Source organism: Comamonas composti DSM 21721, assembly GCF_000429845.1.
Lineage (GTDB): Bacteria > Pseudomonadota > Gammaproteobacteria > Burkholderiales > Burkholderiaceae_C > Comamonas > Comamonas composti.
On the sequence record NZ_AUCQ01000040.1, the window covers coordinates 1 to 23,251 of the forward strand.

The 23,251-nt window shown below is 64.5% G+C and carries 18 protein-coding genes; 6 read left to right on the top strand and 12 right to left on the bottom strand.

The annotated features are described in order from the left end of the window. The 4 genes from G486_RS24425 to G486_RS22565 all read right to left on the bottom strand — a co-directional run. Positions 1 to 335: PepSY-associated TM helix domain-containing protein (locus G486_RS24425; protein ID WP_034388053.1), on the bottom strand; the 335-nt coding region annotated here is incomplete at its 3' end. A gap of 211 nt (positions 336 to 546) precedes the next feature. After that, the gene (locus tag G486_RS0116015; protein ID WP_084455357.1) at positions 547 to 3,048 is read right to left on the bottom strand and encodes a TonB-dependent siderophore receptor; all 2,502 of its coding nucleotides are present in this window, start codon (positions 3,046 to 3,048) and stop codon (positions 547 to 549) included. A 333-nt stretch (positions 3,049 to 3,381) separates the two neighbouring features. Next, complete coding sequence (locus tag G486_RS0116020) at positions 3,382 to 4,431, bottom strand: FecR family protein (RefSeq protein WP_051303607.1); 1,050 nt, start codon at positions 4,429 to 4,431, stop codon at positions 3,382 to 3,384. After that, complete coding sequence (locus tag G486_RS22565; protein WP_245587345.1) at positions 4,428 to 5,153, bottom strand: RNA polymerase sigma factor; 726 nt, start codon at positions 5,151 to 5,153, stop codon at positions 4,428 to 4,430. Before G486_RS22565 ends, G486_RS0116020 begins: the two co-directional genes overlap by 4 nt. 441 nt (positions 5,154 to 5,594) lie before the next feature. On the opposite strand from G486_RS22565, the gene G486_RS0116030 reads away from it, so the two are divergent. From G486_RS0116030 to G486_RS0116045, 4 genes are all read left to right on the top strand, one after another. Next, entirely contained in the window at positions 5,595 to 6,518 is a 924-nt protein-coding gene (locus G486_RS0116030; protein WP_027016447.1) for a pseudouridine synthase, read from the top strand. A 120-nt stretch (positions 6,519 to 6,638) separates the two neighbouring features. Then, on the top strand, positions 6,639 to 7,541 hold the full coding sequence (locus G486_RS0116035; protein WP_027016448.1) for a glutamate ABC transporter substrate-binding protein: 903 nt from the start codon (positions 6,639 to 6,641) through the stop codon (positions 7,539 to 7,541). A 3-nt stretch (positions 7,542 to 7,544) separates the two neighbouring features. After that, on the top strand, positions 7,545 to 8,207 hold the full coding sequence (locus G486_RS0116040; RefSeq protein WP_027016449.1) for an amino acid ABC transporter permease: 663 nt from the start codon (positions 7,545 to 7,547) through the stop codon (positions 8,205 to 8,207). After that, positions 8,204 to 9,004 carry an amino acid ABC transporter permease gene (locus G486_RS0116045; RefSeq protein WP_027016450.1) on the top strand — a complete coding sequence of 267 codons (801 nt, stop codon included), beginning with the start codon at positions 8,204 to 8,206 and terminating at the stop codon, positions 9,002 to 9,004. Before G486_RS0116040 ends, G486_RS0116045 begins: the two co-directional genes overlap by 4 nt. A 166-nt stretch (positions 9,005 to 9,170) precedes the next feature. On the opposite strand, the gene G486_RS0116050 is transcribed toward G486_RS0116045, so the two are convergent. The 7 genes from G486_RS0116050 to G486_RS0116085 all read right to left on the bottom strand — a co-directional run bounded on the left by G486_RS0116050 (position 9,171) and on the right by G486_RS0116085 (position 18,036). Beyond that, the gene (locus G486_RS0116050; protein WP_027016451.1) at positions 9,171 to 9,932 is read right to left on the bottom strand and encodes an alpha/beta hydrolase; all 762 of its coding nucleotides are present in this window, start codon (positions 9,930 to 9,932) and stop codon (positions 9,171 to 9,173) included. Positions 9,933 to 10,165: 233 nt separating this feature from the next. Beyond that, positions 10,166 to 13,360 (bottom strand): tetrathionate reductase subunit A, encoded by a 3,195-nt coding sequence (locus G486_RS0116055; RefSeq protein ID WP_027016452.1) that lies wholly within the window; start codon positions 13,358 to 13,360, stop codon positions 10,166 to 10,168. Between the two features lie 105 nt (positions 13,361 to 13,465). After that, the gene (gene nrfD / locus G486_RS0116060; RefSeq protein ID WP_027016453.1) at positions 13,466 to 14,512 is read right to left on the bottom strand and encodes an NrfD/PsrC family molybdoenzyme membrane anchor subunit; all 1,047 of its coding nucleotides are present in this window, start codon (positions 14,510 to 14,512) and stop codon (positions 13,466 to 13,468) included. Between the two features lie 77 nt (positions 14,513 to 14,589). After that, positions 14,590 to 15,423 carry a sulfate reduction electron transfer complex DsrMKJOP subunit DsrO gene (gene dsrO / locus G486_RS0116065; RefSeq protein WP_027016454.1) on the bottom strand — a complete coding sequence of 278 codons (834 nt, stop codon included), beginning with the start codon at positions 15,421 to 15,423 and terminating at the stop codon, positions 14,590 to 14,592. Between the two features lie 290 nt (positions 15,424 to 15,713). Further along, the gene (locus tag G486_RS0116075) at positions 15,714 to 16,100 is read right to left on the bottom strand and encodes a DsrE family protein (RefSeq protein WP_027016456.1); all 387 of its coding nucleotides are present in this window, start codon (positions 16,098 to 16,100) and stop codon (positions 15,714 to 15,716) included. A gap of 156 nt (positions 16,101 to 16,256) precedes the next feature. Further along, positions 16,257 to 17,051: a thiol:disulfide interchange protein DsbG gene (gene dsbG / locus G486_RS0116080; RefSeq protein ID WP_027016457.1), complete on the bottom strand. Its 795-nt coding sequence runs from the start codon at positions 17,049 to 17,051 to the stop codon at positions 16,257 to 16,259. A 19-nt stretch (positions 17,052 to 17,070) separates the two neighbouring features. Further along, a complete protein-coding gene (locus G486_RS0116085; RefSeq protein ID WP_245587346.1) occupies positions 17,071 to 18,036 on the bottom strand; it encodes a TlpA family protein disulfide reductase in 966 nt (321 codons plus the stop codon). Positions 18,037 to 18,206: 170 nt separating this feature from the next. On the opposite strand from G486_RS0116085, the gene G486_RS0116090 reads away from it, so the two are divergent. Next, positions 18,207 to 18,869 (top strand): response regulator, encoded by a 663-nt coding sequence (locus G486_RS0116090; RefSeq protein WP_027016459.1) that lies wholly within the window; start codon positions 18,207 to 18,209, stop codon positions 18,867 to 18,869. Beyond that, positions 18,866 to 20,386, top strand: coding sequence for an ATP-binding protein (locus G486_RS0116095; RefSeq protein WP_027016460.1), 1,521 nt, complete (start codon positions 18,866 to 18,868; stop codon positions 20,384 to 20,386). Before G486_RS0116090 ends, G486_RS0116095 begins: the two co-directional genes overlap by 4 nt. A gap of 804 nt (positions 20,387 to 21,190) precedes the next feature. On the opposite strand, the gene G486_RS0116105 is transcribed toward G486_RS0116095, so the two are convergent. Beyond that, a complete protein-coding gene (locus tag G486_RS0116105) occupies positions 21,191 to 23,188 on the bottom strand; it encodes an ABC-F family ATP-binding cassette domain-containing protein (RefSeq protein WP_027016462.1) in 1,998 nt (665 codons plus the stop codon). Positions 23,189 to 23,251 lie beyond the last annotated feature (63 nt).

The following is a 23,251-nucleotide window of genomic DNA, read 5'->3' on the forward strand; positions in this document are numbered from 1 at the left end:
TCATGACCCGGCTCGGGTACCTGCTGCCAGCGCACGCCGAACTCCTGCCAGGAGCGCCCACCAGCAGACGCGTGCGGCAGCGTGATGCGCCAGCTCGACGCCTCGGGCGCCATCTGTTCCAGGCGTTGCAGCCCCAGGGCCGTCATGCGCCGCAGATCCTGCTGCGCATGCAGCTGCGGCTGTACGAGCGGCAGCTCCGGCCGCATCCAGCGCGTGATTTCGTGCTGAAAATAGCCGGCCGTACCCGTGACGAACACGAAGAACAGCAGCCAGCCAACGACAAGGCCGCTCCAGGTGTGCAGCCAGGCTGCGGATTGACGTAAAGAACTTCCCACGGATATCTCTGCCTTAGGTCGAATTGCACTTACTTTCTTGCCAGCACGGGGCTGTCGCCGGGCCTTGACTTCGGACGTGGGCCCGTGGGGTCTTGAGCAACGGCTAGGGTTTGGGTCGCCGCTTTCGCGTGCGCATCCCCGATGCATCCCGGCATGACTGCACATGCCGCATGCATAGGACTTGTTTCACTAGCCGTCACAACAGACCCCGTTACCAGCGGTAGGCCGCAGAGAGGATGACCGTGCGCGGTTCGCCGAGGAAGCAGGTGTGGTACGAGCATGAGGTCACGTAGCGCTTGTCGGCCAGGTTCTTCATGTTGAGTGCCAGTTTCCATGGTCCGGTGCTGTAGCTGACCATGGCGTCCAGCAGCGTATACGCCGGCAACGAGAGCGTGCTTCCCTGCTCGCGCGTGGCTCCCGTGTAGCGTGCGCCAGCGCCGACGCGCAAGCCCGGCAGGTCGAAGGCACCGAAACCATAGTCGGCCCATACCGACAGCTGGTGGAATGGCGTGTACGCCGAGCGCTTGCCCTCTTCTCCGGGTGTGAGCGGGCTGCTCTTGATCGTGCGCGCATCGGTGTAGGTATAGGCGGCGATCAGGTTGGCATGGTGGCCCAGCCGCGTGCGTGCCTCGAGCTCGAAACCACGCGAGCGCACCTCGCCCATCTGGACGTTGAAGTTGGTGTTGAGCGGGTCGGATACCGTCACGTTTTTCTGAGTGAGCTGGTAGACCGCAGCAGAGATCAGAGTGTCCGAGCCTGCGGGCTGGTAGCGCACGCCTACCTCGTATTGCTCGCCTTCGGTGGGCTTGAAGCGCGAGCCAAGACGGTCCGAGCCGGACTGCGGCTGAAACGACTGGCTGAAGCCTGCAAAGGGGGCGAGGCCATTGGGGGCCAGGTAGACGGCGCCCAGGCGGCCACTGAACTTGCTGGACTTCTCGCCGTCCGCTGACACCTCGCCGGTCAGCGGGTTGTAGTCGTCATAGCGCACATGATCCTGTCGGCCGCCGGCGAGAACGACCCAGCGTTCACCGATCTTCATCTGGTCCTGGATATACAGCCCGGCCTGCTTCATGTTGCGCTGCCCCCAGTTGTTATCCGAGCGCCGCTGCGCGCCGATGGGACGGCCGTACACGGGGGCGAAGATATCCAGGTCCGGCATGTCGTAGTGATAATACTCGTCACGCCAGGTGGTGCGGGAATAGTCCAGACCCACCAGCGCCGTGTGCTGCACGACACCGGTTTGCAGTGTGTACTGCAGGGAGGTGTCCATGGTCACGCCCTTGGACGTCTGGTAGCGCTCATGGCCAAGGCGCGTGAAACTGCGCTGATCGCTGGTAAAGCCGTAGTAATTGCGGGCCATGGCCTCGCGCCGGTGGATCTTCCCCTGGTAGTAGCGCACTCCGTGGCGTAGCTTGAAGGTGTCGCTGAAGTCGTGTTCGAGCAGGTAGCCGGCCACCTTGCGGTTTACGTCGAAGGTGTCGAAGCCCGGCTCGCCGGTGAAGCGACTGGTGGGAATCTCGCCATGCTGACTAGGCAGCAATGTGCCGTAGAGTGGGTAACCGAGCGGATTGACGGTGGCATCGCGCTGGAACTCCGCGCGCAGGGTGAGCGAGGTGGCCGCGTTGGGACGCCAGCGCAGCGAGCCGGCGAGGTAGGCTCGGTCGTCATTGGTGTGGTCCTGCGGCGCATCGCTGTCGCGCAGCACGGTGGTCAGGCGGTACGACCAGGTGTCATCCTCGGTCAGGGCACCGCCAAAGTCGGCCGACAGCTGTTTGCGCTTGAAGTTGCCTGCATCCAGGCTCATCTCGCGCAACGGCTCGGTCGTAGGCTGCTTGCTGACAGCATTGATGAGGCCGCCAGGCGGAAGGCTGCCATACAGCGTGGAGGCAGCGCCTTTGAGCACCTCGATGCGCTCCACACCGTAGGGTTCCATCTGGCCATCGTAGATGCCCACCTGGTAGCGCATGCCATCGAGGTAAGGCTGGGTGCTGGTGAAGCCACGCACCACGAACTGGTCGGAGACGCGGTCCACCCACGCGGCACGGTTGATACCTGCGGTGTAGGTGAGCGCTTCTGCCACGTCACGGGGCTTGAGCAACTCCATCTGTTCGGCCGGAATCACCGAAATCGATTGTGGTGTCTCGATGAGCGGCGTATCGGTCTTGGATGCGGTCGCGCTGCGCTTGGCGACAAGGCCCCGGACCGGCCCGGTTGCAGTCTCGCCGTCGACTTGGGCGGTCACCGTCACTGTTGCCAGCGTCGCCGCCGAACCCGCAACCGGCTCGGCCCGGATGGTGAAAGTGCCGGGCTGTGTGCTAACTGCGACCAAACTCGTTCCGGCCAGCAGCCGAGCCAAGGCTTCGCGTGTGCTGAGGCTGCCGCTGACGGCCGCGCCCTGGCGGCCTTCGACCAGCGCATCATCAAAGAGTACCTGCACCTGTGTCTGACGGCCAAACACTTTCAGGGCATTGAGCAGGGGCTGTGCCGCAATGTTGAAGGACTGGCGCGTTTCCGGAGCTGGGGTGGGTTGGGCCAGGGCAACGCCAGGGCTGACTGCCATCACGGCCACTGCGGCCGACACCAGCAGCGCCGCCAGGCTGGGCCGCAGCACAATGCCGCTGCATTCTGCGCGCAGATGCTGCGTACGGCGCTTGCCTAGCTTTGCGCTGCTGTTTTCGAACTGTTCCCTCGACCTCGACTGACCTTGGTGCATGACCCGTAGCTCCTGAATTTCTTGCGCGTATGACAGCAGCAGACCTCAGGCCGGATGGCAGGTACACAGCACCGCCGGATCGGACGGAAAGCGTGAGAGGTAGCCAGCCTGCGCGGGGGTGCCGCTTGCTTAGGGCGTGTTCAAGATCTCCTCGCGGCGCGCCTGCGTAGAGATCGTGAACACGCTCTTACGGCCGTTGGCTAGGAATCAGAAAGCTGTGGTCGCTTTTTCCCGTGGCTGGCAGCCCAGGGCTCGGAAGTTCCTCGCCCATACCTATGAAGAAGCAGGAAAAGGCGGAATCATGGAACCTTGGTAAATGAAACAGTTTGTATCTTATTGCGGGCTAATCAGCCACCCCCCCTCAGCGCGGCGCTGTACGCTCACACGGATTACGCTGGGCAGGGCTAGGAGAAAGCGCTCCGGCTCCTTCAGCGCGAGCAGGCCCGAGACAGGCAAGGTCTGCAGCGCTGTGCCATTGATCTCCACGGGCTGGTCGAGGTAGCGTGACAGCTCATCCGCCACCTGCCGAAGCGGCGCGCGTTTGAAGTAGATCTGGCCGGTTCGCCATTGCGCGACGGCTTCGGGCACCACTGACAGGCCACGGGTGTGCCCGCTGGCGGGGTCAACGGCCACACCCGTGCCCGGACCCATGCTGAGCACGGGTGCTTGAGGATGCATTTTGGAGCGCACTTCGACGCGGCCTTCTTGTACTTGCACCACGAATTCCGGCGGGGCGGCCCGCACGCTGAATGCGGTGCCGACGACGCGCACCTGGTTGCCGCTGCTGTCTACGGTAAAGGGTTTGCCGGCATCCGCTGCGACCTTGAAGAAGGCCTCGCCTCGCTCAAGCACGGTTTCGCGTCGACGGGGGAAGTAGCGCACCTGAAGGCGGCTGTTGGCATTGAGCACCACATGCGAGCCATCAGGCAGGTCGATATCGCGAAGTTCGCCGAGGGAGGTGGCAATGTCCGCTGTATAGCTGGCGGTGTTGTCCCAGCGGTACCAGCCGTACCCGGTGGCGAGCACTGCGAACAGTGCTGTAGCGAACACAGACGCCAGGGCAGGTCTGAGCGACCAGCCCTGCGGAACTGAGGCAGTGCTTTGAGTTGCCGCGCGAGGAGCCGCCATGGGCCGGACGTGTCCATACGCAGTGGGGAGCATGGCCTTGAGCTGCTCCGCTTCCCGCCAGGTACGGCCGACGCCATCCAGCGCCTCGCGGTGGGCCGGGTCCTGTGCCAGCCATTCGCTCAGCGCGCGCTCGTCTGCGCCCGACCAACCGGGCTGCTGCCGGCGTACGTACCACTCGCCCGCGCGGTGGTTGAGCCTGAGCACTTGCTCGGGCGATAGGTTCTGCAATAGGGAATGGCCTGGCTCTGCGCTCATTTTCTTTGGCCCTGCGTCCATGCGACGGCGCGTTCTTCGTCGCTGTCTTCTTCGGTGCTCAATGCCTCTTGCAGGGCCTGCAGGCGCTTCATCTGTGCGGCGCTTGTGAACAAGACACGTGTCTCGCAATAGCCGACGGCTCGGCCCAGGTGCTTCACCACCATCCGCGCGCCGATGCCCATGCGGTCAGCGGTCTCCTCAATCGTATGGCCCTCGATGCGATGAAAGATGAAGGCTTCACGCTGCCGGGGCGGCAGTTCCTGAATCGCTTCATGCAACCGGGTCAGGCGCTGGCGATGCTCAGCTTGGTGCTCGGTGTCTCCGTAGCCCTCGGCAGAGATGGCAAGCAATTCCTCGCGGCATTCGTCGTAAGAAACGCTTTGGAGGCCATGCATCTCGGGACTTTTTTGCCAGTCGCGCGCGGCCACACTACGCACTGTCTGCCGGAGGTAGGGCTGCTCCTGCCCGGGCTCCAGAACCCTGCCTGTGGCAGCCATCCGCACGAACACTTCTTGCGCCGCGTCCTCGACGCTGGCCGTGGTACGGAAATAGCGGCGCAGCATGCGCATGACGGGCATGCGCCAACGCATGTAAAGCGAAGTCAGCGGGGTTTCACTGGCCTGGGAGTCAGGCAGCGCCTCACTCCGTACCACGGAGACCGGGTTGCGTTTCATCGCCTGGCCTTTGTCCTCAGGACGCATGCCGTCGCTACCCGAAAACATGCGAGGGCAATAGATTCGGCAATGGAGGAAGTCTGGAAGTGAGGCACGACGCGCGCAGATATGTCACCGATCCGAAATGGCGGAGCCCCATGCGTTGTGAACCACGAGGGACAGGCGAGCCCAGCCATGTGCGGATGCTGAATGGCTGAATGAAACTTATTCCTATTTTAGCGTCGCCAGATTCCTCGACGAGGAGTCGGGACAATTCCGGTGATTCATTGGCTCTGACAAGGGCCGATCAAATGCCTGTGCCAGGCGTGACGGCCCACGAGAGGCGCTGACCAGGTCGTTTTACCTGGCTTGGTGCAGTATCGGCCCGAAATGGATCCTGCCCATCCGTGATCGGAAGGCTGCGCTAACCGGCTTTACCATTCGGTTTGGAGAGCGATTCTGCGCCAACTGAAGCACGAACCGTTTACACAAAAAATCGGCCCCCTCCCCATGTACAACTCCAACGATCCCAAGGTCCTGCCTGTGCGCGCAGGTGTCAGTCCCAGCTGCGTGGTCCTGCCCAGCCAGGGCCGGGGCCTGCTGCTGGACTTTCTGGTGCAGCGCCTGCCTGCAGTCGCGCGCGCGGACTGGTGCCGGCGCATGGCCCTGGGCGAGGTCGTGGACGAGCATGGACAAGCGGCGCATGCGCTCACGGCCTTTGTGCCGGGGCTGCGCTATTACTACTACCGCGAGCTGGAGGGCGAGCCGCAGATTCCCTTCGAGGCAGAGATCATCTATCGCGACGCGCACCTGCTGGTGGCCGACAAGCCCCACTTCCTGCCCGTCGTGCCGGCGGGCAAATACCTGCAGCAGACTTTGCTGGTACGTCTCAAGCGGGCGCTGGAACTGCCCGAGCTCTCGCCCATACACCGCATCGACCGGGACACCGCAGGGCTGGTGGTGTTCTCCGTGCAAAGAGCCACACGCGGCGCTTACCAGGCCCTGTTTCGCGAGCGCGCCATCAGCAAGGTCTACGAGGCTGTCGCACCCTGGCGTGCAGATCTTGTCTTCCCTCGCGAGCACCAAAGCCGCATGGAGGAAAGCGGTCATTTCTTTCGCATGCGCGAGGTGGCGGGTACGCCGAATACGCTCACGCGCATGCAGCTGCTGGAGCGGCAGGGCGGCTGGGCGCGCTACCGACTGGAGCCCGAGACCGGCAAGCGCCACCAGCTGCGCGTGCACATGGCGGCCCTGGGCCTGCCGCTATGGGGCGATGGCTTTTATCCCGAGGTCCGGGACGTGCCCGAGGGCGACTACTCGCGCCCGCTGCAATTGCTGGCGCGCAGCCTGCGCTTTGTGGATCCGCTGACCGCTGAGGAGCGGTCTTTTGAGAGCCGGCGCAGCTTGCTGGATTTGGCGGAAATTTCAGCTTGAACCAGATCTGGTCAGGGCCGGTTTGGGCGGTCTTGATCACCCAGACATCCTGCTGTTGTCCGATTTGCTTGCCGCCCTGCTATATATTGCCTCACGTCACAGACCATCCTAGAGGAACGTATGTCGATCAAATCCATTCTGAAATCCACCGCGGTAGCACTGGCGGTCGTGACTGGCGGGCCGCTTTTCGCACAGGGCACGCCCATCGATGCGGCGGCGTTTGACGCATTGGTTGCACAGGGGCCTGTGGCCGACGAGGCGACCATTGCATCGAGCGCCTGGGCCAGCAAGATCAAGAAGGCGGGCACACTGCGCCTGGGCGGCGTGCAAACTTCAAATCTTTTCTCGCTGCTCAACGAGAAGGACGGCAAGATGCGCGGCTTCGACGCCGGTTTGAGCCAGCTCATCACGCGCTATATCCTGGGCGATGCGGCCAAGTACCAGTTCGCGCAAGTGACCTCGTCCACGCGCGAGCAGGTGCTCATCAACGATCAGGTGGACATGGTGTTCGCCACTTACTCCATCACTCCCGCGCGTGCCGAGAAGATCTCGTTTGCCGGGCCTTACTACACCTCGCAGGCCGGGGTGCTGGTCAAGGCGAACAACAAGACCATCCAGTCGTACAACGACTTGAGTGGCAAGAAGGTGGCCACACAGGCCGGCTCCACGGGGCCCGCCATATTGGCGCAGTACGCGCCCAAGGCTGGGGTGCAGGAGTTCCAGACGCACCAGGAAGCTCTGGATGCACTACGCCAGGGACGCGTGGATGCCTACGTGACCGATTACACGCTGCTGCTCAATGCCCTGAGCCTGGGAGTCCGCAACGCGCGGCTGGCGGGCGTGCCCTTTGGCTCGCAAGACCCCTACGGCGTTGGATTGCCCAAGGGCTCGGACGGTGTGGCCTTCATCAATGCCTTCCTCAAGAAGCTGGAGGCCGACGGCACCTGGGCCAAGCTGTGGACCCTGTCCATAGGCCAGCGTACCGGCAGCACCGCTGTTCCTGCGCCGCCAGCCATCCCGTAAGCAATGGGCGATGTCTACCGGCTTCTGGCCGAGCATGGGCCTGCCTTCGGGCAGGCCTTGTTGCTGACATGGAAGCTCACGGCCATGTCGTTCGTGCCCGGGTTCTTGCTGGGCGTGGCCGTGACCGTGCTCAGGCTCCTGCCCGTGCCGCCGCTGCGCCTGGTCCTGAGCGGATACGTAGAGATCTTTCGCAATATTCCCGGCGTGGCGCTGCTGATCTTCATTGTGTTCGCCTTGCCTGATCTCGACGTCGTGATTGACTATGAGTCCAGCGTGATCCTGGCGTTGACGCTGATTTGCTCGGCGTTCACGGCCGACTATCTGCGTTCGGGCATCAACACGATTGCCGGCGGCCAGATCCAGGCCGCGCTCAGCCTGGGTATGCGGCCGCTGCAGATCATTTTCTCGCTGGTCTTGCCGCAGGCCCTGCGCACGGTGGTGCAGCCCATGACCTCGCTGCTCATCGCGCTCATGCTGTCGACCTCCTTGGCCTCGCAGGTGCCGCTTGAGGGCAGGGAGCTGACTGCGCTGGTGTCCAAGATCGCCAACGACTCTGCGGCAGGCATGGCCGCGTTCGCACTGGCCGCCGCCATGTATGTGGCCAGCGGACTGCTTATTGCCTGGGCTGGCGCAGCCCTGGAAAAGAAGCTGCGGATATTGCGATGAACCGCTCTCTGGAAGATATTTTGTTCGGGGCTCCAAGCCCGCAGGCCAAGATGGCTCAGCGCGTGTTGAGCGTGATCGCCGCAGCCATGCTGCTTTTGCTGGTTGCGGGCATCGTCTACCAGTTCCATTCCGCCGGGCAGCTGGAGGCCCCGTTCTGGGAATTCTTTGCCTGGCCCACGACCTGGGCCTTTCTGGCCACAGGTCTTCTCGGCACGCTGGCCTCGTCGGCGATGGCTGCAGTGATTGCGCTGGCTTTGGGGCTGGTGCTGCTTGCAGGGCGTCTGTCGCGGCTGAGGCTTGTGCGCTGGCCCAGCATCGCCGTCATCGAGTTTCTGCGTGGCACGCCGACGCTGCTGCTCATCTATGTGTGCTTTCTGGTGCTTCCTGCGGCAGGGATCAAGCTGAGCACCTATTGGATGCTGACCCTGCCCATAGGCCTGAGCACGGCCGCCGTGGTGGCCGAGGTCTATCGCGCGGGCGTGCTCGCCGTTCCTCGTGGCCAGACCGAGGCCGCGCGAAGCCTGGGGATGAGCGAGGTCCAGGTCTTCCTGCTCATCGTGTTTCCCCAGGCCGTGCGCTACATCGTCCCGGCCTTGGTCGCGCAACTGGTCATCGTGGTCAAGGACACCACCTTCGGCTATGTCGTGACCTACGGCGAGCTCATGCAAAACGCCAAGGTGCTCATTGCCAACTATCACACGCTGGTGCCCGTCTACCTCGTTGTCGCGGCGCTTTACTGCCTTGTGAACTACGCCATATCAAGGGCCAGCCAATGGCTTGGCCGACCCATGCATTGAGCGTCCATGAAAAAGGCCCGTCGCAGATGCGACGGGCCTTTTTCATTGCAGAGTTCGCGCCAGGCCCATGTACACAAAGGCGCTTGCGGCAGTCCATGCATGCTATGCAGTTCATAGCTGCTACCGCTTTACTGGCCTGTGCTACAGGCCGATTTGGCTTGAAATTTCAGTCTGCCAGCGCCTGTTTGAAAAAGCGCTGCACGGACCGGTGGATGAGCTCGGCATCATTGTCCAGCGTGGCCACATGGTAGGACTCGGGCAGCAGCACCTGCTCGCGCACCTGGCTGTGTATGCCGCTCAAGATATGCGTAGCATTGCGCGCGGGCACGATGTGGTCGTCGGGCGAGACCAGGACCTGGGTGGGGGCGGTAATGCGTGGCAGCAGGTCGCGCGTCACGGCCATGAGGCCGTAGATTTGCTTGATGGCGGGCACGGGCACATCGGCGTAGACGATTTCCTTGACCCCGGGCTTTTTGATGTCGCTGCCCACACCGGGCACCGTGGCCGGGGCCTTGTGGTCAAAGGCCAGCGCGGCCAGATCGGGATTGCTGAAGGCCACGCAGGCATTGATGGGCGCAATCGCCTTGAAGCGCTCCGGATAGCGGCCCGCCATGTACAGCGTGAGCGTGCCGCCCATGGACAGGCCGGCCATGAACACCTGTTTGCAGCGTTTTTCCAACTCTTGCAGGCCGGCTTCCACGGAGTCGATCCAGTCCTGGGCCGTGGTCTGGGCCATGGCGGCCGGCGTTTCGCCATGGCCCTTGAGCCTGACGCCCAGCACGCTCCAGCCTTCTGTGCGGTTCAGGTATTCGCCCAGTGGTTTCATGCACGAAGCCGTGCCGGTAAAGCCATGGGACAGCAGCACGCCTACCTCGTTGCCTTCAAGGAAAAAAGGCTTGCCGCCTTCGATGATGGATGTATCGCTCATGGGGCCTCCGTAATCAATGGTGATCCTTGATTCTGACCGCTGGAGCGGCTGCCGTGATTTGAGGAGTGGATGCTGCATGCTTGCCCGACATGTCCTGGTCCTGCTGACCTGCTCCCAACAGGGCATGGCGCCTGGCCATCGCCTGTTCAGCCAAAAACCCATCGCAACAGCAATGGGCTTTTCATTTTCAGCACCCGCGTATGCAGATGCTTGGCCGCGGTATCAAGCCAGAATCACAGCTTGCTGACCTTCACCGGCAGCCCTTGCCTGACCACGGCGCCCGAGACCCAGTCGATCCAGGTGTTGTCTTTGGCGGGCCGTGTGGGGTCGGCAAAGCCCAGGTCGTTGAGGTTCACGCCATGGCCGTGCTGGGGGTTCGCAGGTGTGGGCTGGCCATCCACCTGGTGGGAGACCGTGCCCAGCTGCCGGTGGCCGTAGCCGTGCTCTATGGCCAGGGCGCCCCGGGCGATGCCGTCGCGTACCAGAGCCACGCCCTGGAGGCTGGCGCCCGGCGTGCTGACCTTGATGCGGTCGCCGTTGGCAATGCCCAGGGCCTGCGCATCGAAGCGGTTGATGGAGACGGGGTTGTGCGGATGCACCTGGCGCAGGCGCGAGGCCGCGATCGACATCGAGCTCATCAGATTGGACTTGTACGAGGTCATGCTCAGCGGCCAGTCCTTTTCCGGGTAGAGCTCGCGCATGCTGGTGCCGTCGGCAAAGCGCGTGGGGTACCAGGTGGGCGTGCCGCTGTAGCGCTCGCCCGTCATGGAGTGGCGCATCCTGGACAGGCCTTCGTGCCAGAAGGTCGCGGGGAACCTGGCCTGCAGCTTCAGGTGCTCGCCCTTCCAGGCATCCTCGACCTTGTCGAAGCGCCCGCCGCGGCTCATGACCATGGCCACGCGGCGCACTTCCTCGGGCTTGACATGCTTTTGCAGCTCGGGCATCCATTTGCCGAGGCCGGTGATGGCAATGTCGTCGTCGCTGGCCTCGGCCACGGGCTTGCCGGCCTGGTAGGCGATATTGCACATGCCGCGCAGATAGAACTGTTCGGCCGACTCCAGATCCAGCGGCTCGCCGTCCTTGGTGGACATGGCGTTCTTGCCAAAGCCCGGCAGCTTGAGCTCCCTGGCCAGCGCAAACACAAAGCTCTCAAAGCTCACGGGCTTGCCCTCGGCGGTCCTGGCGGTGGCCGCATCCACCGTGGGCCAGCGCACGGTCGAGCTCTTGGCGACCACGTCGGCCCAGGGCGCGCCCACGCCCCAGCTTTCGTAGGTCACGGTGTCGGGCACGATGTAGTCGGCCAGGGCCGAGGTCTCGTTGATGAAGGGGTCCACCGAGATGAACAGCGGCAGCTTCTTCGGATCCTTGATGGCCTGGGCCAGCGTGTGCTCGAAGCCGCAGATCGAGTAGATGGGGTTGCTCATGTGGTTGAGCCAGACCTTGACCGGATAGGGGTAGCCCAGCAGCCCTGCGGCCAGCGATTCGCTGGACAACCCGCCGGGTGCCGGATACCAGGGCGCGCGTGCGGGGTAGGGGTCCTCTCCGGCCTCTTTCTTGCGCTTGAATTCGCTGGTCTTCTCGTAAGGAAAGCGCGTGCGCGACAAGGCCACGCCCCTGGGTTTGACCGCTCCCGGGAACTGGGCGAAGTTGTAGCGCGGACCCGGGCCGAAGGGGCCGAAGGGCCCGGCATCCATGACCCAGCCGCCCTTGACGTTGAGGTTGCCTATGAGGTTGTTGAGCATGGCAATCGCGTAGGCGGTGTAAAAGCCCGAGCCGCTCATGGTGCCGCCGTGGGAGTTGGCCACGGCCTGCTTGCCGTGGCTTGTGAACTCATGCGCCAGGGCTTCGATCTCCTGTACGGGGATGCCGCAGATCTCGGCATATTCCTGCAGGCTCTTGCGCCGAGCCTCCTCGCTGAGCTTGACGAAGGCCGTGCAGACCGCGATGGGCGCCGGGCTCTCGGTGGCATCGGCTGTCTTGGCGGGCGTGAACTCGCGCTCCACCACCAGTTCGGCGGCCTGGGCCACGGTATGGGGAGCGAGGCGGCCGTCGGCCAGTTGCACCACGTATACGTCCTCGGCCGGTGTCTTGTCGTCCACGGGCTCGGGCAGGGGCAGGCCGATGTCGGCGCCGCGCAAAAACTGGCCGTAGCGCGGGTGCTTGGGCTCGTTGATCAGCAGGTGGCTGGCATTGCTCCAGCTGGCCTCGCCTGCGGCGGCCATGGCGGCGGGGCCGGGCTGGGTCAGGAACTGCTTGTCGTAGCGCTCGTTGTCGATGATCCAGCGGATCATGCCCAGGGCCAGGGCCAGGTCGGTGGCGGGCTTGATGGCCAGCCAGCGGTTGTTGTCGCCCGAGGCATGGCTGGACGAGGTCGGCAGTATGGGCGAGACGACCACGTACCGGTAGCGGTTTTCCTCGCGCGAGCGGGCTTCGGCGAGCTCGCGTCCTACGCGCTGGAAGGGGTTGCCGGACTGGGCAGGCGCCGTGCCGATGAACAGGCCGAAGCGCGAGTTCTGCCAGTCGGGCTTGCCGTGGGGCATGCCTGCAAGATCGCCCAGGGCCGCGCCCGTGCCCACGCGGTAGCTCTGACCGCAATAGGAGCCGTGGTTGACCACGTTGATGGTGCCGAAGGCCTGTTTGGCAAAGCGGTTGACCAGGGGGGTGCGGCCTTCGTTGGCGGCCTCGGTGACCAGCAGCTGGTTGGCCTTGGGACCGTATTCGGGGTTGTTGGCGTCGATCAGCGTCTCCACGTCGCGCAGGGCGGCCAGGCCTTCCACATGGCCTTCGCCGAACAGGTCGCCGCCCGCACAGACTTCCTTGACCAGTTGCTCCATGGAAATCGTCTGCCACTGGCCCGAACCACGCGGGCCCACGCGCTTGAGCGGGGCCAGCACGCGGTGGGCCGCGCCCTGGTGCTCCAGCATGGCCGAGCCACGTGCGCAGGCGCTGGCCCGGCCTTCGAGGCCGTTGTCGCCGCCCAGCATGGCATAGACCTCGCGCACTGGCGTCTCCATGGGCGCGGGGTGGGTGGTGGCCAGGGGGTGATAGGGGTTGCCCGCGATGCGCAAGATCCGGTTGCTCTCGGTATCCACGCGCACACGCACGCCGCACTGGGTCCAGCAGCCCAGGCAGCTCGAAGGGCTGACCACCTGGCCGGGCTGGGTGCTGAGCTGGCCGGTGACGGGATCGATGCGGAACTCGGGTGTCAGCGAGTTGCCGCGCGTGGCGCTCTTGGTGGTCTTGCCCGAGCTGCCCGTGATCAAGCCCTTGGCGCCCTTGGCCACGGTCTCGCCATAGCCGGCCGCAAAAGCGGCCAGGCCGCCGGCCACGGCGCCACCGCGCAGCAGCATGCGGCGGCGGCTCGCGTCGGTGTCATGCTCCCTGTCCTGCCTGGATTGAGGGGCGGGATTGCGGTTCTTGTCGTTCATGTCTAGCCTTTTCGAAGGGCAGGCGCTGTTCGCAGGTTCTATGGTTTTGATAGCTGCTAGCGCTTGTCAGTATTGGGTTTTAAGCGGTTTTCTTTAGAAACCTTGTCAGGCGTTTGCGATCGGGGCCGGGGTGCGTGCGGGAAACAACTCCAGCGCCCAGTTGGCCATGGCCACCAGGGCCACGCACAGGCCGGCCACGCCCAGCATGCCCAGCAGGCCGTCACCGCCCAGAGGCATGGTGTAGAGGTACAGACCTGCACCGAACTTGGGCACGCCTTGCACACCCATGAACAAGGCCCAGCGGAAGGCCCAGGCGCTGGCCGCCAGGCCCAGGCCCAGAACCAGGGTGAAGCCCTTGGCGCCCAGCCGGTGCTTGCCGCGCAGCAGCGCACCCAGCACGACCGCGCCGCCCAGGGCCGATCCCACCATGGTGAGGCGCCAGACCGGAAAATCGCGCCACAGACGCAGGGCCGCGTTATAGGAAGGGTTGTTGCCACTCTGGCCACTGATCATCCAGGCCAGGGCCACGGCGACCAGGCCCAGGGCCAGAGCCATTCCCAGGGTACGCAGTGCCTGCAGGGCGAGTGCGTCGGGGCGCAGCCTGGCAGGCAGAAAGCGCTCCAGCACGAAGACCGAGCCCACGGTGGCCAGCCAGCCCGTGAGGGCCAGGTTCACAGGCACCCACAGCGTGCTCCACAGCGGGCGCGAGCGCACTTCCATGATCTCGGCGCCGGTGTAGATGCTGATGCTCAGGGCCGACAGCACGAGCAGCGGTGACAGGGCGCGCATCCAGCGGCTCTTGCCCAGCCACCAGGCCGCGCACATGGCCACGGCCAGGCCCACGAACACGGGCAGCAGCAGCGAGCCCAGCGACATCCAGGACCAGGGCGTGAAGTGCGCATAGAAGTGCCAAAAGCGTGCGGGCTGGTGCAGGTCGGCCAGCAGCGAGACCGGCGCCGCGATGGCGCTCACGGCCAGTGTCAGCACGGCTGCAGGCAAAAGGCGCGCCAGCGCACTGCCGCTCTTGCCCCTGCTGCAGGCCGCAACCAGCAGGGCCGCACCCGTGGCCACGCCCGCGAGGAAGAAGTACTGCACGGCCCAGGGAAGCCAGGCGGCTTCATAGGACGGAGTCAGAAGTTCGATGATTTGCATGAGGAAGTCCTCTACAGGTTGGTTGTGCGCGCATGGCGCACATGGCGCAAAAACTTGCGTGTTCCAGTCGGGGGCACTCAGTGCTCGGCCACGAGACGCACCGTGGCCTGGCCGTCCACGCCGTTGACGAACTCGTCGGGCAGGCCGATGTAGAACACATGGGGCTGGGTCTTCATGTCGGGCTTGAGCACCTTGATCTCTTTCTTGTGCGCGGCAATGCGCTGGTTGATCTCGCTGCCCGCGTCGTTGAGATCGCCGATCACGCGCGCGCCGCCCACACAGCTTTCCACGCAGGCCGGCAGCAGGCCGACTTCCAGACGGTGCTCGCAGAAGGTGCACTTGTCGGCGGTCTGGGTCTCGTGGTTGATGAAGCGCGCGTCGTAAGGGCAGGCCTGTACGCAGTAGCCGCAGCCCACGCAGCGCTCGTTGTCCACGAGCACGATGCCGTCGGTGCGCTGGAACGTGGCCTGCACCGGGCACACGGGCACGCAGGGCGGCTCATCGCAATGGTTGCAGAGCCGGGGAAGACTGACCATGGCGGGCGCGCTGCCGTCGGGCTTGTCGATCTCGTACTGCAGCACCGTGGTGCGGAACTGGCCTATGGGTGGCAGGTTTTCCAGCGAGCAGCTCACGGTGCAGGCCTGGCAGCCGATGCAGCGGCGCAGGTCCACGAGCATGCCGTAGCGCTTGCCTTCTTCGCCGGCGCGGCGCGGGGGCTGAAACCCCGGGGGATTGATGCCCGCAGCCGTGGCCGGCAAGGCCACGGCTGCCATGGCTGCGGCCAGCAAATCCTGCAGAAAGCCGCGCTTGCCGCTGGAGGCCGGGGGCGGCGTCGGGCCGCAGCTTGGGGAACTGGTGTTGTCTGGACTCTGGCAGCTGCAGCCGCTGCGGGCTTGGGGAGGTCTTGGCATGGCCTGTCCTTCATCGTGCGCAACCGCAGGCAAAGACGGTTGCATAGAACTTAAATATATAAAGAATCAATTCTTTATATAAGTTCTAATGTATGAATTTCAGGTGGCGTGGGGCTTGATCTTGATCAAGTCCAGGGAAGGTTGGGCTTTTGGCCTGGCAACTGCCTTGAAAGCCGCAGCCATTCCCCGTTGGCGCAAGCTCCTGGACAGGATCCAGAGGCTGCGCCCAGTTTTGGCTTTTCAGATTAAGACATGGTTAACACTTATATAAACACTTGGTTATTTGTGCTCTAGCAGCGTATGTAGCTCCAGCCTTGTGCCTGGAGCCGGGCCAGGGATTCGATGCCGCCCTGGGGCAGAACCTGCATGCCGGGTTCGGCGCTGCGCCCGAGCTTTTTGAGGGTATTGGGGCAGATGCCGGTGTAGGCCAGGGTCGGGGCATCAAAGTCCTGGGGCGTGCCGGGCTGGGCGTCGAGCAGCGCTTCCACGCCGGGGCCGTTGACGATGACGAGAAGCTGGGCGTCGGGCAGGTCCTGGCGCAGATTGCCCAGGTTGCTGCGGGCGCGGGCCAGCGCCCCAGGGGTCGGGGCGTGGAGCACGATGCGCAGCGGCTTGTCCGCAGCCGGGGCTGGAAAAATCTGTGCCCAGGCCAGGGCGGCGGTGTCGGTTGAGGTCATGGCAGTGTTTCGAGAGTCGGCATGTCCTGCCCTACTGGGCAGTTGCGAAAGGCCGCGCAGCAGCTTCATGGCTGAAAGATGAAGAGCTGGCGCGGCCAGAAGGCCAGAGGCGAGGAGCGGCAAACAAGGGCCGCTTCCTTGCGTTCGTTCAGAGGCTTACTTTTTCCCCATGACTTCCTCGAGCACACCGGGCGGCATGCCGGTGCGGATCTGGACCAGGCCCTTGTCGTCCTTCCAGATCATGGCTGGCGTGGCGCGCAGGCCCCAGTGGCTCATCATGGCGGCGTGATTCGCCAGCGTCTGGCGCATGGCTGCGGAAATCTTGGTCTGGGCCGCAATGCCGGCGTTTTCGGCGGCCGGGCCGCGTCCGGCCGCCGCATGGGCACGCGCATGGCTGGCCAGGGCCTGCTCGGGCGAGCGCGCCGACAGAATGGCTGCGGCCTTGCCTTCGCTGCTGGGGCGCAGAATGCCGACCAGGATATGGCGCAGCTGCACCTGGCCCGACTCCACCCAGGGCCTGGCCTCGAGCCACAGCTGGTTGCAATAAGGGCAGTTGGGGTCGGTGAACACATAGACCGTGCGCGGCGCATTGGGCTTGCCGTCGGGCACGTACTGGCTGCGCTGCACATCGGCCCAGAGCTGCTCGCCCATGGGCTTTTGCACGGCGCTCTGCAAAGCCTGGCCGTTGACGTCGCGGCCCTGGGCGTCGATCACCGTGCCCAGCACCCAGTGCTTGCCATCGGGCATGAGGTAGATGGGTACGGGCTGCTGGTCGCGGTAGGCGGCCCAGGCCTTGAGTCCACCGACTGCCGGCAGAGGGCCGACCACGGTCAGCCCTTGCTGGGCCAGAAATTCCTGCGAGGGCAGGTCATTGGCGCTGGCGGTTGCCATGAAGCTGGCGGCCAGCAGGCCCGCGCTCAAGGCCTTGAGGGAAAGAGGGTAAAGATGCATAGAGGTCTGAAGTCGAAACTCAAGGGGTTTGCAGGGCCTGCAAATGCTCGGCCAGGCTGGCGCGCGACAGCTCGCCCATGCGTGTGCCGCGCAGCTGGCCCTGAGCGTCGTAGAAATAGGTCGAAGGCAGGCCGCGCTGGCGCCAGTGGGCCGAGGCCTGGTGCTCCGGGTCGAACAGGACCTGGTCGGGTGGCAAGGGCTGCTGCCCCAGATAGCGCAGCACGGTGCCGGCTTGCTCGCCCTGGTTGATCCAGATGAAGCGGATGCCCGGGTGTTCTTTCTGCGCCTGGGCCAGCACCGGCATCTCGCGCCTGCAGGGCGGACACCAGCTGGCCCAGAGGTTGATGACCATGGGCTGGCCCTTGGATTGCTGAAGCTCGCTCAGGGAAATCGGCTGGGCGCTGGCATTGACCAGCTTGAATTCGGGCAGGCCCGGCGCATGTGCAGCGGGCAAGGCCTGCAGTGCCTGGCCCAGGGCCAGAATGCCCATGGCCAGGCCTATGGGCAGGGCGATGGCACGGCGAAGTCCGGCTTGTGTCTTACTGAGCCACAAAGCCCATGCGGTGCCGGCCACGAGACCGGCCCAGAGGTTGAAGCCGCCATCGCGAATGTCCACCAGGCGCAGTACGAGCGGGCCTGTGCCGTCGGCCGCATATTCGCTCCACCACTGCAGCACATAGGCCAGGCGCGCGCCTAGCAGGCCTGCGAACGCGGCCTGCCAGAGCAGGCTTTCCACGGCCAGGCCGCTGCGCTTTTGGCTGCGTGCGGCCAGCCAGCTGGCCAGCAGCCAGGCGAGCATGGCCAGCACCACGCCCGAGGGCAGGGCCAGGGGCCCGAGGTTCAGGCTGGGGGGCAGATGCAGCCAGCGGCCCAGCTCGCTGAGCCCGCTGGACGGGGGCGGGCTGGCGCTTGCCTGGCCGGCCCACAAAAGCAGGGGCAGCAGCGGCAGGCCTGGGTGAAGAGGAAGTTGGTGGACTCTGGACAAGACGAGGCAAAAAATCAAACAAGGCATGCATGGTCGCGCCTGGGAATTAACCCGAGGTTAAAGCGCCCTATGGGCAAATCTGCGATGCTTGCGCGCTTTGGTAGAGCTCTGGAAATCACAAGACAGGTATGGCGTGCCAGCCAGGGCCCGCATCACCTGCGCGAAAACCCATGCATGTGCTGTTAGTGGAAGACAACGCCCTGGTTGCCAGTGGTGTGCAGACCGGCCTCAGGCTTCAAGGCCTGAGTGTGGATACCGTGGCCTCGGCGGCCCAGGCCGAGGCGGCGATTCAGTCCTCGCATTTCGATGCCTGTGTGCTCGATCTGGGCCTGCCCGACGAGGACGGCCTGCAATTGCTGGCGCGCTGGCGCGCACGCGGCCTGCAGTTGCCGGTGCTGGTGCTGACCGCAAGAGATGCGGTGGAGCAGCGCATCGAGGGCCTGCAGACCGGGGCTGATGACTATCTGGTCAAACCGTTCGATCTGCACGAGCTGGCCGCACGCCTGCATGCGCTGCTGCGCCGGGCTGCGGGCCGCAGCGTGGACTGGCTGGAGCTCGGCGACGTGCGCATCAACCCCGCCGCCGGTCGTGCGCTGCGCGATGGTGAGGCCGTGGAACTGTCGCGCCGCGAATGGGCGCTGCTGCGTGCCTTGCTGCAGTCGCCGGGGCGGATTCTGAGCACCGAGCAGCTGCGCGACAGCCTTTACGGCTACAGCCAGGACGTGGAAAGCAATGCGGTCAACGTCCACGTACACCACGTGCGGCGCAAGCTGGGCCAGGATCTGGTCGAGACCGTGCGCGGCGAAGGCTATCGCCTGGGGCGTTGTGCCTGATGCACAGCCTGCGCGTTCGCCTGCTGGTCTGGCTGTGTCTGGCGCTGTGCACGCTCTGGGGCGGCGTGGCGACCTGGATGTTTGCCGACATGCAAAGAGAGCTGCGCAATGTGCTGGACGAGAGGCTGATCGCCTCGGCGCGCATGGTGGCCGGCATTGTTCACCAGTTCAGCCCGGGCAAGGAGAGCCCCCAGGACTGGGGCAGCACGCTCAACGTGATTGCGCGCGATGGCGTGGCCTGCGAAGTCAGCCTGGTGCGCAGCGAGGTGCAGCCGCTGCGGCCCGAATCGGCCTTGCCCCAGGTGCTGGCCAAGACCGGGCCCAGCCCGGTGTTTCCGCAAACCCTGCCGCTGGGCTTTTCCACCATGGTCAAGGGCGGCAAGTCCTGGCGCACCTATGTGCTCGAAGAGCACGGTGTGCGCATTGCCACGGCCGACCGCATCGACGTGCGCGAAGGCCTGATCCGTGGTTTTGCCTACAGCAGCATTTTTCCGTTCGCGCTGGCCTTGCTGGCCAGCCTGGTGTTGCTGTGGTGGGGTGTGACGCGCGGGCTCAAGCCGCTGGACGCCTTGCGCCTGGAGCTGGCGCGACGCCCGCCTGGCGATGACTCGCCCGTGACCCAGGGTGTGCAGACGCGCGAGCTGGCACCCCTGGTGCAATCGCTGAACCATTTGCTGTACCGCGTGCGCGCTGCGCTGGAGCGCGAGCGCCGCTGGAGCGCCGATGCCGCCCATGAACTGCGCACCCCGCTCACGGCCGTCAAGACCCATGTGCAGGTCGCGCAAATGGCCTTGGCCATGGGGCAGGGGCCGGCCGCCAGCCAGGGCGAATCCTGGCAGATGGCGCGCCAGGCGCTGAGCCAGGCGGACGAGGGGGTCGAGCATTTGCGCCATACGCTGGAGCAATTGCTCATGCTGGCCAGGCTGGAGCAGATCCAGGGACAGGCAGCGCCGTTGCACGCAGGCGAGCCCGCAAATGTCGCCCAGGCCCTGCAAAAGGCCTGGCAGCTCGCCGAGGATGCTGCCGATCTGAGCCAGCAAAGGCTGCAGTGGCTGCCGGGGCTCAGGCCCGACCCGGTCCTGCTTGCAGTCTGGAGACTGGACCTGCCCGAGCCGCTGCTGGTATCGGCCTGGCGCAACCTGCTGGAGAACGCCTTGCGCCATGCGCCCGGGGCCGTGCATCTGGGGCTGTGCCATGTGCATCATCTGCCCGGGCAGGCGCAGGGACCCGAAGCCGGTTTTCTGTGCCTTACGGTGCTCGACCAGGGGCCTGGCCTGAGCGCCGAGGAGTGCGAAGCCGCCATGCGGCGCTTCTGGCGCAAAAGCCCCCAGGGTCATGGCTCGGGCCTGGGCCTGCCCATAGTCCAGCGCATCGCCGAGTCCTGCCAGGGTCTGCTCAGATTGCAGCCGCGCCATGCCTGGCTGCAAGAGCAGGGCATGCGGGATGGGGTGGGCGAGCCGGGCGAACTCCAGGCCGCAACGGGGCTGGCCGTACAGCTGTTTCTGCGACTGGCTTGAAGCGGCGCTGGATCGAGAGCTCTCAATAAAATAGCTGCTAGCGCTTGGTACTGTTTGGCTTCAATGCAAAACAATGCTGAAAGCCAAGCAGAACAAGCGGTAGCAGCTATTTTTTATGTAGCAGCTTGATGGATCAAGCTGAGTCCAGTTTGCTCTGGAACTGTTTTCGGGCTGAGAGTGCGATAAGTGCAAAGACCTGGCAGCGGGGGCTGTGGGCGGGTCTTGCTGAAGTTCTGTGCAGGTCCTGCAGGCAGGCCTGGCACAGCTTCTTTTGAAACCGGCCAGTACATTGTGTACCGGCCTTTGTCCATCTTTTGTAGGCGATGATGCCTAGTCGCGGGGAGCGGCTTAGCGCTTGCGATCGCGTTCGTCTTCGGGCCAGATGGACATGATGTATGTGGTTTGCATGATGAAGCTCTCCTGTATGCCTGTTCAACGCGTGAGGGATTCAGGTGGTTGACAGCTTTTTTAAAATTTTTACTGTTCTTTTACACAGTCACGCCTGGAGCTTCCTGGGGTGGCGTTTGCGATCCCTGTCGTCCGTGGGCCAGAGCCTTTGTTCTGCGCGGGCCAGGGCTGGAATCAAAAAAGCTTGCTTCATGAACGGGTCACTCCTTTGCCTGTTCAACGCGAGGCAGGCGATCAGGGTTGACTCCGGGCCGTCAGTAAGTCGCAAGCAAGTGCAAGCAGATGCCGGATTTTCATCCAGTCACAGCCCGGGGATGCTGCAAAAGCAGTAGCGCCCATCCCTTTGTGTGAAAGGGATGGGCGCTGATTGTTTGATGTCTCAAGCGTTTGTTACATTCAATTGCCTTCGCTTGCCGCGAGCTGCTCCATCTGCTCGCCGAGTTCCAGCCAGCGCTCTTCGAGCGCCTCGATCTCGTCGTTGCAGGCCTTGAGGCGTTTGCCGGCTTCGGCGATTTCTGCTGCGGCCAGTGGCTGGCTCAACTGCTCTTCGAGCTGGCCGCGCTCGGCCTGGAGCTGGGGCAGGCGTTTGTCGATCTGCTCCAGCTCCTTCTTGAAGGGTTTGGTTTTTTCCGCCAGCTGCTGGCGTGCGAGCGCGGCCAGGCGGCGGGCCTCGCGCGGGTCGGTGCTGGTGGCGGCTGCGGCGCTTGATGCAGCGCCGGCGCTGGGCTCCACGGCTTGGGGCGAAGCCGTGGCCTGATCGGCGAGTTTGGCCTGTTCGCGCAGGCGGCGCGACTCTTCGAGCAGATAGCGCTGGTAGTCGTCGAGATCGCCGTCGAAGGGCCCGACCTGGCCACGGCCCACGAGCCAGAAATCCTCGCAGACCGAGCGCAGCAGCGCGCGGTCGTGGCTGACCAGCATCACCGTGCCGTCAAAGTCGTTGAGCGCCATGGCCAGGGCTTCGCGCGTGGCCAGATCCAGGTGGTTGGTGGGCTCGTCCAGCAGCAGCAGGTTGGGACGTTGCCAGACGATCATGGCCAGCACCAGGCGGGCTTTTTCGCCGCCGCTCATGCTGCCCACGGCCTGCTTGACCATGTCGCCCGAGAAGTTGAAGCTGCCCAGATAGCTGCGCAAGTCCTGCTCGCGCGCCTGGCTGGCGTCGGCGCCCGTGTCGCGGGCCAGGCGGATCATGTGCTCCAGCGGGGACTCTAGAGGGCGCAGCACGTCGAGCTCCTGCTGAGCGAAGTAGCCTATGTTCAGGCCCTTGCCTTCGGTGACCTTGCCGCCCAGGGCCTGCATTTCGCGGGCAATGGTCTTGACCAGGGTGGACTTGCCCTGGCCGTTGGCGCCCAGGATACCGATGCGTTGGCCTGCGAGCACGGAGCGATTCACGCCGCGCAGGATGATGCTCGGCTGGCCTTGCTCGCTCACATAGCCAAAGCTTGCGTCGGTAATGGCCAGCATGGGGTTGGGCAGGCTCGCAGGCTCCTTGAACTCGAAGGTGAACTCGGCGCTGGCCAGCATGGGCGCGATCTTCTCCATGCGCTCGATCTGCTTGACCCGGCTTTGCGCCTGCTTGGCCTTGGTGGCCTTTGCCTTGAAGCGGTCGATGAACTTCTGCAGATGGGCGATCTTGTCCTGCTGGCGTTCGAAAGCCGCCTGCTGCAGCACGATCTGCTGGGCGCGCAATTCCTCGAACTTGCTGTAGTTGCCGCCGTAGCGTGTGAGCTGGGCGTTTTCTATGTGCAGCGTGACATTGGTGATGGTGTCGAGGAATTCGCGGTCATGGCTGATGATCAGCAGCGTGCCCGGATAGCGCTTGAGCCAGGCCTCAAGCCAGACCAGGGCGTCCAGGTCCAGGTGGTTGGTGGGCTCGTCGAGCAGCAGCAGGTCGGAGGGGCACATCAGCGCGCGTGCGAGCTGCAGGCGCATGCGCCAGCCGCCGGAAAAGCTGTTCACGGAGCGTTCGAGCTCGCCGACCTGAAAGCCCAGGCCCAGAATCAGGGCCTGGGCGCGGGCCTGGGCGTCATGGGCACCGGCATCGGCCAGGTCGGCATGGGCCTGGCCGATGGCCATGCCGTCGCCGGCGGCTTCGGCTGCGGCCAGCCGGGTCTGCAATTCGGCCAGGCGCGTATCTCCGCCCAGCACAAAGGCCGTGGCCGATTCGTCGGTCTCGGGCATGTTCTGGGCCACTTGGCCCAGCCGCCATTGGCTGGGTATGAAAAATTCCCCGCCGTCTTCGGTGAGACTGCCATTGAGCAAGGCAAACAGGCTGGACTTGCCGGCGCCGTTGCGGCCGACCAGGCCGACTTTTTCGCCGGGGTTGATGGAAATGCTGGTGCTGTCCAGCAGCACGCGCGTGCCGCGGCGCAGGGTGATGTTGCGAAGGCTGATCATGGATGGGGGCGAATTATCCCCGCGAAACGCAGCGACTCCGCCGCCAGGGGGATTGCGGGCCCG